We start from the raw sequence: 11,731 nt of genomic DNA on the forward strand, positions 1-11,731 counted from the left end.
CCGGCGAGCTGTATCTGGCCGGTGACCAGCTGGCCCGCGGCTATCAGGAACAACCGGCGCTCACCGCGGGGCGTTTCGTCGCCGACCCCTTCCACGGTGGCCGCATGTACCGCACGGGCGATATCGTGCGCCGCCGGGCCGACGGGCTGCTCGAATATCTGGAGCGGGCCGACTTCCAGGTCAAGATCGGCGGTTTCCGGATCGAACTCGGCGACGTGGAGGCCGCGCTGCTGCGCCGGCCCGGCGTCGAGGCGGCGGTCGCGGTGGCCCGCACCGACGGCAGCGCGGGACCGCGCCTGATCGCCTACGCGGCGGTACCCGGCGCGGAGGTCGACGCGAGCACGCTGCGCGACGCGCTGGGCAGCGAACTGCCGAAGTACATGGTGCCGGCGGCCGTGGTGGTGCTGGACGCGCTGCCGCTCACGGCCAACGGCAAGGTCGACCGCGATCGGCTTCCCGCGCCGGTGCTGTCCGAGGCCGAATTCCGGGCACCGGGCACCGATACCGAACGCCTGGTGGCGGCGGAATTCGCCGACCTCGTCGCCCTGCCCGCAGGCGGCGAGTCGCCGATCGGCGCCGGCACCGACTTCTTCGAACTCGGCGGCAATTCGCTCGCGGCCGCCCGCCTGGCCGCGCGGCTGGGTGCGGCCTCGGGCGTGCGGGTGCCGGTGGCCGCGGTCTTCACCGCGCCGACCGTGGCGGCGCTGGCCGCCTGGATCGACGCGGCCGAGCGCGACGCCCGTCCGCCGCTGCGACCGCGGACCGCCGCCGGAGCGGTACCGCTGTCGCTCGCCCAGCAGCGGATGTGGGTGCTGAACCGGCTCGCCCCGGATTCGGCGGCCTATCACGTACCGGTCGCGTTGCGTCTCACCGGTGCGCTGGACCTCGTCGCCCTGCGGGCCGCGCTCGCCGATCTGGTGCGTCGCCACGACATCCTGCGCACCCGGTATCCGGAAGTCCGCACCACCTCCGCCGAACCGGAACCGGTGCAGGAGGTGCTGCCGGCCGCGGCGGTCGACATCGAGCCGATTCCGGTGCGGCGCACCGAGATCGACGAGCGTATCGCCGAGATCGTCGCCGTCGGCTTCGACGTCACGGCCGCCCCGCCGGTGCGGGTGCGTCTGCTGCGGGTGGCCGACGACGAGCACATCCTGGTCGTGGTGGTTCACCACATCAGTGCCGACGGCTACTCGATGGCGCCGCTGACCCGTGACCTGATCGCGGCCTACACCAGCCGCCTGGCCGGGGCCGCGCCCCAGTGGAGTCCGCTGCCCGTCCAGTACGCCGACTACAGCGAATGGATGCGGACGGTGCTCGGCGCCGACACCGACCCCGGCAGTCTGCTGTCCGACCAGCTCGGTTACTGGCGCGACCGGCTGGCCGGTGCCCCCGAGCAGCTGGCACTGCCGACCGATCGCCCGCGTCCCGCGCGACGTGAGATGCGCGGCGCCACCGTCGATTTCGCCTTCGATCAGCGGCTGGTCGCGCAGCTGTCCGGCGTCGCGCGAGCACACGGAACCACCCTGTTCTCCACGATGCACGCCGCGTTCGCGGTGCTGCTGGCGAAGCTGTCCGGACAGTCCGACATCGTCGTCGGCGCACCGGTGGCCGGGCGCGGGGAACGCGAACTCGACGATCTGGTCGGCATGTTCGTCAACACCGTGGCGCTGCGCACCGAGATCGACGCCCGGACGAGTTTCGCGGAACTGCTGCGGAATGTGCGCGAGGGCGACCTGGCGGCACTCGGCCGCACCGAGGTGCCGTTCGAACGGGTGGTGGAGGCGCTGGGCCGCACCCGCACCAGCGCGTATACACCGATCTTCCAGGTGTTGTTCACCTTCCAGAACCTGCCGGCCACGGCGGTCACGCTGCCCGGTCTGCGGGTCGAGACCCTCGAACCGGCCTTGCCGGAGGCGAAATTCGATCTCCAGCTGACCGCGCTGGAGGAATTCGGCACGGACGGCGAACTGCAGCGGCTGCGGATGCAATTCTGCTATCCCACCGACATCTTCGACGAGCGCACGGTGCGATTGTTCGCCGAACGACTCCAGCTGATCGTGCGGGCGGTGGCGGCGGATCCGTCGATCACGGTGCGCGCGATCGACATTCGCACCGCCGAGGAACGCGACCGCCGCACCGGCCGCGCGGCATCCACCCAGCTGCCCGGCGATCTGGTCGATCTGATCGCCGCCGCGGCCGGAACCGCACCCGATACGCTCGCCGTCGAATTCGGCGGCCGCGGAATCGGATTCGCGGAACTGCACCACAAGGTGGTCACCGTCGGCCGGGCGATGGGCGCGAGCGCCACGCCCGACGCGCTGATCAATGTCGCGCTGGCCGGATTGCTGCCCGGCGTTCTCGCCGCCGGCGCCGGCGGACTCACCACGATGCTCGAGGCCCTGCATCTGCGCGCACAGGGCGTGCTCACCACGGAAGGAACCCACTGATGACGCATGCAGAGTCGGTTACACCCGTCCGGTCCACCGAGCACCCCGCGCTGCGCGGCGCCTACGGCATCGCGGATCTGCCGTATCTGATCGAGGTCGTCGCCGACCTGGAACCGCAGCGCGTCGCGGTCCGGCACGAGGACACCGCGCTCACCTATGCCGAGCTGGGCGCGGAGCTGACTGCGCTGGCCGCGGCGATGGGTGACGCGCTGACCCCCGATGCGCTCGTGCAGGTGGTCGTCTCGGGCCGGCTGCCGGCGCTGCTGGACTCGGGGGAGGGCGCGCTCGCCGCCGCCGTCTCCGACCTGCTCGACGACGCGCTCACCGCGGCCGCGGACGTGCTCGAACCAGGCCTGGCTCCCGCCGATACGCTCGCCACGCTGTTCGCCGAGCAGGTGGCGCGCACGCCCGGTCTGGTCGCGGTGGAATTCGACGGCCGGACCCTGACCTACGCCGAACTCGACGCACGAGCGAACGCGCTGGCCTGGCAGCTCGTCCGGCTGGGAGTGGGCCCGGACGCGCGGGTGGGCCTGTCGATGCACCGGTCGCTGGAACTGGTGATCGGCATGTACGCGATCCACAAGGCCGGCGGCGCCTACGTGCCGATCGACCCGGAGCATCCCGCCGATCGCATCGCGTACGTGCTGGAGATCGCCGCGCCCGTCGTGGTGCTCACCCATGCCGGAAGTCCGGCGTTCGACGGTGTGCCCGTGCTGCGGGTGGACGAATTCGACTGGGAGACGGGCGATCTTCCGTCGTTGCCGGAGTCCGAGGAAGTGGTGCCGGCTCGCCCGGACAACACCGCCTACGTCATCTTCACCTCCGGCTCGACCGGCCGGCCCAAGGGGGTCGCGGTCTCACACCGTGCCATCGTGGCGAATCTGCGCTGGCGTCAGCGCTGCTACCGCATGCACGCCGCGGATGTGGTGCTGCAGAAGACGCCGTTCACCTTCGACGTGTCGGTATGGGAGTTCTTCTGGCCCTTGCAGATCGGTGCCCGGCTGGTGCTCGCCGCACCGGACGGCCACCGCGATCCGGCCTATCTGATCCGGACCGTCGCCGCCAAGCACATCACCATCGCGCATTTCGTGCCGTCCATGCTGGCGGTGTTCGCCGCCGCGGTCGCGGACGCGCGGGCGATGAGCGATATCGACTCCCTGCGTGCGGTATTCGCCTCCGGTGAGGCGCTGCCCGCGGCGACCGGCGCCGCCTTCCGCGATGTGAGCGGCGCGACCCTGCACAATCTGTACGGCCCGACCGAGGCCGCGGTCGACGTGACCGCGCACGAGGTGACCGCGGCCGATATGGTCGCGGTCCCGATCGGCGCGGCGGCCGACGATACCGATCTGCACGTCCTGGACGACAACCTGCAGCCCGTCCCGGACGGTGTGGTGGGCGAGCTGTATCTGTCCGGTGTGCAGCTGGCCCGCGGCTACCTCGGCCGCGCGGCGCTGACCGCCGAGAGGTTCGTCGCCAACCCGCACGGCGCCCCGGGCGACCGCATGTACCGCACCGGCGATCTGGTGCGCTGGAACAGCGGAATCGACGGCGGCCCGCGCGAACTGGAATATCTGGGCCGCAGCGACTTCCAGGTGAAGCTGCGCGGTCTGCGGATCGAGCTGGGTGAGGTCGAGGCGGCGCTGCTGGCGCACGAATCGGTCGCACAGGCCGCGGTGGTGCTGTACCGGCACAGCACGGGCGACCACCTGATCGGCTACGTCGTGACGGCCGGCGGGTGCGAACTCGATTCCGGGGCGATTCTCGGCGACGCCGCGCGGCGGCTGCCGGAATACATGGTGCCGACCCTGCTCGTCGGCATGGACCGCATGCCGGTCAACGCCAACGGCAAGTTGGACCGCACGGCGCTGCCCGAACCCGAATTCGACAGCGCCGCACGTGAATTCCGCACGCCGGAGACGCCGGGCGAGCGAGCGGTGGCGGAGATCTTCGCCGACCTGCTGGGCATCGACGCCGTGGGCGCCGACGACGACTTCTTCGCCCGCGGTGGCAATTCGCTGCTGGCCACCCGCGCGATCGCACGCATCTCGGCCGCCCTGGACATCGCGGTCGACGTGCGTGACTTCTTCGACCGCCCCACTCCGGCCGGGCTCGCCGCCCTGGCCACCACCGCCCGGGTCCGGCCGCCGCTGGTCGCCGGTCCGCGCCCGGAGGCGGTCCCGCTGTCGGCGGCGCAGCGCCGCATGTGGTTCCTGAACCGCCTGGCCAACAGCGACGCCACCGGAAACTCCGCGGCGGCGGTGGACAACATTCCCGTCGCGCTGCGCCTGCGGGGCCGGCTCGACACCGCCGCACTGCGTGCGGCCGTCGCCGACGTGACCGCCCGCCACGAGGTGCTGCGCACGGTGTACCCGCAGACCGCCACGGGCGCCGTGCAGGTGGTCCGCCCCGTCGCCGAGCCGGACCTGGCGCCGGTCGAGGTCGCCGAGACCGATCTGGTCGCCGCGGTGCGCGAGGTCGCCGCCACCGGTTTCGACGTCGCCGCCGAGATTCCGGTGCGGGTCCGGTTGCTGCGTACCGGCGCCGACGATCACACCCTGGTGCTGGTGGTCCATCACATCGCCGCCGACGGGGTGTCGATGGGACCGCTGCTGCGCGACCTGATCCAGGCCTACACCGCCCGCAGCCGCGGCACCGCCCCGGACTGGACGCCGCTGCCGCTGCACTATGCGGATTACACGCTGTGGCAACAGCGAGTGCTCGGCGACGACACCGATCCGAACTCCGAGGCAGCCCGCCAGCTGAGCTTCTGGCAGCGCGAATTGGCCGAGCTCCCGGCGCAATTGGATCTGCCCGCCGATCGGCCGCGCCCGGCCGTGGCTTCGTACCGGGGCGCGACCGTCGAATTCACCATCGACGCCGGCCTGCGCGCGGCGATCGACGAGCTGGCCGACCAACTGCGGGCCACGCCGTTCATGGTGCTGCACGCGGCGCTGTCGCTGCTGCTCGCCCGGTTGTCCGGGACCAGCGATATCGCGATCGGCACGCCCGTCGCGGGCCGCGGCGAGCGCGCACTCGATGATCTGGTCGGCATGTTCGTCAACACCCTGGTCCTGCGGACCCGGGTGGCGGGCGACACCGATTTCGCCGATCTGGTCCGCCGCACCCGCACCGTCGACCTCGATGCCTTCGCCCATGCCGAGATTCCGTTCGAACGCCTGGTGGAGGTGCTGAATCCGGCGCGTTCGCAGGCGCGGCATCCGCTGTTCCAGGTCGGGCTGTTCATGCAGAACATCGGGGTCGGCGCACCGGAACTGCCGGGTCTCGAGAGCGAGCTCGTGGACTTCGATCCCGGCTTCGCGAAATTCGACCTCCAGCTCACCATTTCCGCCCCGCCCGCCGCCGACGGCGGATACCGCGCCGAATTCACCTACGCCACCGACCTTTTCGACGCGCCCACCGTCGAGGAATTCGCCGCCAAATTCCTGCGCCTGCTCGGCGGCGCCACCGCCGACCCGCAGCTGCCGGTCGGCGATCTGGAACTGCTCGACGCCGGCGAACTCGACTATGTGACCTCCAGCTGGAATGCCAGCGGGCACAAGGTGTTCGACAACTTCCTGCACGAGGGTTTCGATCGGCAGTCGCGCCGCACGCCGAACAACCGCGCACTCGTCTTCGAGGGCACCGAGCTCACCTACGGCGAGATGTCCGAGCGGGTGAACCGGCTCGCGCGCAAGCTGATCGAATCCGGCGTCGGACCGGAGTCACTGGTGGTCCTGGCCATGCCGCGATCCATCGAACTGGTGCTCGGCATGTACGCGGTACTGCGCGCGGGCGGCGCCTACGTTCCGGTCGACCCTTCTCATCCGGCCGAGCGCATCGGCCACATCATCGCCACCGCGCGGCCGCATACCGTGCTGACCACGCGGGCCGCCGGCTTCGCACTACCGCCGGCGACCGCCGATACGGTCGCCGTGCACCACCTCGACGAGCTGGACCTCAGCGGCTACTCCGCGGCCACGATCGGCGACCGGGAGCGCAACGGCACGCTGCATCCGGACCATCCGGCCTATGTGCTGTTCACCTCCGGCTCGACCGGGCGGCCCAAGGGTGTCGCGGTCAGCCATCGCGCCATCGCCAATCAGCTCGAATGGATGCACGCCGAGTACGGGGTGCGCTCGGGCGACATCTACCTGCAGAAGACCGCGACCACCTTCGACGTCTCGCTGTGGGGCTATTTCCTTCCGCTGCGCGCCGGCGCCACCCTGATCGTGGCCACCCCCGACGGCCACCGCGACGCCCGCTACCTCGCCGAAACCATTGCCGCGCAGCGAGTGACGCTGACCGACTTCGTCCCCTCGATGCTCACCGTCTTCCTCAACCACGCCGAGGCGGACGAACTGACCACCCTGCGGGCCGCCTTCGTGGTCGGTGAGGCGCTGCCCGCGGAAACCGCGGCGCTGTTCACCGAGAAGTGCGACGGCGCCCTGCACAATATGTACGGCCCGACCGAGGCGGCGGTGTCGATCACCTGCCACGAGGTCACCGCCGACGATGTACGCAGTGTGCCGATCGGCGAGCCGGAATGGAATTCGCAGGTCTTCGTGCTGGACTCCCGGCTGCATCCGGTGCCGATCGGCGTGCCGGGCGAGCTGTACCTGGCCGGAAACCAGCTCGCGCGCGGCTACTGCGGGCGCGCCGATCTGACTGCGGACCGCTTCGTCGCCAATCCCTTCAGCTTCGGCGGCGAACGGATGTATCGCACCGGCGATCTGGTGCGCTGGACTCCCGAGGGTGAGCTCGACTATCTGGGCCGCATCGACTTCCAGGTGAAATTCCGTGGCCAGCGCATCGAACTGCCCGAGATCGAGACCGCGCTGCTGGCCGCACCGGGTGTCGGCCAGGCCGCGGTGCGCCTGGTCACCGGCGAGAGCGGCGACTACCTCGCCGGATACGTGATCCGCACGCCGGGCGCCGAACTCGATGTGCGGGCCGTGCGGGAGGGGCTCGGCGCGGTGCTGCCCGCGTACATGATCCCCACCGCGGTCGTCGAACTGGCGGAATTCCCGCTCAACAGCAGCGGCAAATTGGATCGCACGGCGCTACCGCTGCCCGTGCTGACGGCCGCGGAATTCCACGCTCCGCGCACGCCGCTGGAGGAGCGGGTGGCCGAGGTGTTCGCCGACGTCCTCGGGTTGGAGCGGGTCGGCCGCGACGACGACTTCTTCGCCCTCGGCGGCAGCTCCCTCGACGCCACCCAGGTCAGTGCCCGCGTCGGCCGGATCGTGGACGCCCGGGTGCCGGTGCGCACCCTGTTCGAGGCCTCGACCGTGGCCGCGTTCGCGGCCGCCGCCGGCGGCGACGTTGCCGAGCGCCCGCGTCCGGCATTGGTGAAACAGGCGCGGCCGCAGCGCGTTCCGCTCTCGCCGGCACAGCAGCGGATGTGGTTCCTCAACCGGTTCGATCCCGAATCGGGGGTCCACAACATTCCGGTCGCGGTGCGGCTGAGCGGGGACCTGGACGTCGCGGCGCTGGCCGCCGCCGTCGCGGATGTGGTGCAACGCCACGAGACCCTGCGCACGCGCTATCCCGAATACGAGGACGGCCCCGCCCAGGAGGTGCTGCCCGCCGCCGACGTGCACATGGACCTGACGCCGGTCGGTGTCCCGGCGGCGCAGATTGCGAGCCGGATCGCCGAGCTCACGGCGCGAGGCTTCGACGTGACCGCCGCACCGCCACTGCGAATCGCCCTGCTGCGCAGTGACTCCGACGACACCGTCGCCGGCTCCGAGGGTGGCGAGCCCGAGCACATCCTCGTCTTCGTGGCGCACCACATCGCGGCCGACGGCTGGTCGATCGCCCCGCTGACCCGCGACATCATGACCGCCTACGCCCACCGCGCGGCCGGAACCGCACCGCAGTGGGAACCGCTGCCCGTGCAGTACGCCGACTTCAGTATCTGGCAGCACGCGGTGCTGGGCTCGGAGTCCGATCCGGACAGCGTCCTCAGCGCCCAGGCGGCCTACTGGCGCGCGACCCTCGCCGGACTGGCCGACGAACTGAACCTGCCCACCGACCGGCCGCGCCCGATGCGCCCCTCCTACGCCGGTGGACGGGTGCGATTCGCTGTCGACGGCGATATCCGCGACAGGCTGCGCGAACTCGCCCAGCGGCGACAGGCCACCACGTTCATGGCCGTGCACACCGCACTGGCGATCTTCCTGGCCCGCATGGCCGGCACCGACGAGGTGGCGATCGGTTCGCCGATCGCCGGGCGCGGTGAGCGCGAACTCGACGATCTGATCGGCATGTTCGTCAACACCGTGGTGTTGCGGACCACGGTGCCCGGCGGCGCGAGCTTCACCGAACTGCTCGACCGCACCCGCGACGCCGACCTGCGTGCCTTCGCGCACGCCGACCTGCCGTTCGAGCGTCTGGTGGAACTGCTCGATCCGGAACGGTCGACCGCGCGGCATCCGCTGTTCCAGGTGGCGCTGGCCTTCGAGAACCTGCCCACCGGCGAGCTGGAGCTGCCGGGGTTGCGGGCCGGTACGGTCGAGCCGGCCGCCGATACCGCGAAATTCGATCTGGCCCTGAACATCCGGGAGACGCCCGACGGCATGACGGCGGAATTCGCCTATGCCCGCGACCTTTTCGACCACGCCACGATCGAGGGTTTCGCCGGTCGCTTCCTCGGACTGCTGCGGCAGCTGGTCGCCTCTCCCGAGGCCGCGGTCGGTGACATGTCGCTGCTCAGCGCCGACGAATACGTCCGGTTGACCCGGGTTCGGCCCGACGAGGCGATGGCGACCGCGCTGCTGCCGGAACTGCTCACCGCCGGGCTGAGCCTGGGCCGCGACCGGATCGCGGTGCGCTACGAGGGGCGGTCGATCACCTACGGCGACCTCGACGACTACTCCTCCCGGCTGGCGCGCCGGCTGATCGCGGCCGGCGTCGGCCCGGAACAGCTGGTGGCCGTGGCACTTCCGCGGTCGTTCGAGATGGTCGCCGCGGCCGTCGCGGTGGCCAAGGCCGGCGGCGCCCACGTCCCGGTCGACCCCACCTATCCCGCGGAACGGGTGCGGTACATGGTCACCGACTCGGCGGCCCGGATCGGCATCACGGTCGCCGCCTACGCCGAGGCCCTCCCCGAGGACGTGCGCTGGCTGGTCCTCGACGCGCCGGCGACCGAGACCGAACTCGCCGCACTGCCCGCCGATCCGATCGGCGACGCCGACCGGATCGCGACGCTGCGGATGTCGCATCCGGCGTACGTGATCTACACGTCGGGCTCGACGGGCAGGCCGAAGGGCGTCACCGTGACGCACGCGGGCCTGGGCGGGCTGGCCCAGTACGCGATCGAGCGGTACGGGTTGCGGCCCGAACATCACATGCTGCACATCTGCTCGCCGAGCTTCGACCCGTCGGTCCTGGAATGGATCTGCGCCTTCGCCACCGGGGCGACGCTGGTGGTCGTGCCGGCGCGCATCATCGGCGGCCCCGAACTGGGCGCGCTGCTGCGCACGGAAGCGGTGACGCACGCGATCATCACCCCCGCCGTGCTGGGCACCCTGGACGCGGCGGAACAGCCGCAGCTGCAAGTACTTTCGGTCGGCGGCGATGTGACCACCGACGAACTGCTGGCGGCCTGGGAGCCCGGCCGCCGCTACTTCAACGGCTACGGCCCCACCGAAACCACCATCATCTCCTCCTACGCGCGGCTGACCGCCGGACAACCGGTCACCATCGGCACCCCGGTGCACGGCATGTCGGCGCTGGTGCTGGACCGGCGACTGCGGCCCGTGGCGCCCGGTGTGGCCGGTGAGCTGTATCTGGCGGGCGGCGGCCTGGCCCGGGGATACCGCAACCGATCGGGAGCGACCGCCGAACGCTTCGTGCCGAACCCGTGGGGCCGGCCGGGCAGCCGGATGTATCGCACCGGCGATATCGTGCGCTGGCGGGCCGTCGCGCCGACGGTGCGCCAGGCGCAGCCGGAATGGGAACTGGAGTACGTCGGGCGCTCGGATTTCCAGGTGAAGATCCGCGGCTTCCGCGTCGAACTCGGCGAGATCGACGCGGTGCTCGGCGCCCACCCCGACGTCGACTACGCGACCACCCTGGGACGTGACCACGACACCCGCGGCACCATGCTGGTGTCCTATGTCCTGCCGAAGCCGGGACGCGCGGTCGATCCCGTCGATCTCACCGATTTCGCGGCCCGCCGGTTGCCCTCGCATATGGTGCCCGCCGCAGTGGTCGTCCTCGACAAGATTCCGCTGACCCCGGTCGGCAAGCTGGACCGCAAGGCGCTGCCCGCACCGGTGCCGGCGCCCACGCGGTACCGCGCGCCGGTCGGTGCGGCCGAGGTGCTGGTCGCCGACACCTTCGCCGCCCTGCTCGGCGTCGAACAGGTGGGTGCGGACGACGACTTCTTCGCCCTGGGCGGCAACTCGCTCATCGCCACCCAGCTCGCCGCCCGCCTGAACAAGGCCACCGCGGACCCGGTGCCGGTCCGCGCGGTCTTCGACGCACCGACCGTGCGCGCACTGGCTACCCGAATCACGCTGTCGGACCAGGGTTCCGGTGACAACGGGCCGATCGCCGTCGATCCGCGCCCGGATATCGTCCCGCTGTCGATCGCCCAGCAGCGCATGTGGATGCTCAACCGCCTGGACACCGGCGGCAGCTACAACATCGCGTTCGCGCTGCGGCTCATCGGCAATCTGCACATCGCCGCGTTACGCGCCGCGATCGCCGATGTGATCGAGCGGCACGAAACCCTGCGGACCCGCTACCCCGAACGGGACGGCGTGGCGACCCAATGCGTCGAACCCGCCGCCGTGCCGGATCTCGCGATCACCGATGTCGATGCCGCCGAGGTCGCCGCGATGGCGGAAAGCCTGGCGCACAGTCGTTTCGACGTCGCGGACGAGGTTCCCGTCCGCATCCGGCTGCTGCGGGTGCGCCGCGCGCCCGACGCCGATCGCGCCGAACAGACCCATGTCCTGTTGTTCGTCGTCCATCACATCGCGGCCGACGGCTGGTCCTTCGCCCCGCTGACCCGGGACCTCGCCGTCGCGTATCAGGCCCGCACCGCGGGTGCCGCACCGCAGTGGTCGCCGCTGCCGATCCAGTACGCCGATTACGCCCTGTGGCAGCAGCGCACCCTCGGTGCGGCCACCGATCCCGACTCGGAATCCGCCCGGCAGCTGGATTTCTGGCGTGCGCAACTGTCCGGCGCGCCGGAGCTGTCCGCGCTGCCGACCGACCGCCCGCGCCCGGCGATCGCCTCCCAGCGCGGCGGCGCCCGCACCGCCCGGCTGAAC

General features: G+C 71.2%; 2 protein-coding genes. Both read left to right on the plus strand.

Annotated elements, in window-relative coordinates:
• Nucleotides 1-2,447, plus strand: a 2,447-nt coding sequence (locus tag ON23_RS03735) for a condensation domain-containing protein (protein ID WP_039776395.1), incomplete at its 5' end; no start/stop codon positions are given.
• Nucleotides 2,447-11,731 (plus strand): non-ribosomal peptide synthetase (locus tag ON23_RS03740; RefSeq protein WP_039776398.1); only part of this gene is annotated, 9,285 nt, incomplete at its 3' end. The genes ON23_RS03735 and ON23_RS03740, both read left to right, overlap by 1 nt.

This window comes from Nocardia cerradoensis NBRC 101014, from assembly GCF_000308535.1.
In the GTDB taxonomy this organism is placed as follows: Bacteria; Actinomycetota; Actinomycetes; order Mycobacteriales; family Mycobacteriaceae; genus Nocardia; species Nocardia cerradoensis.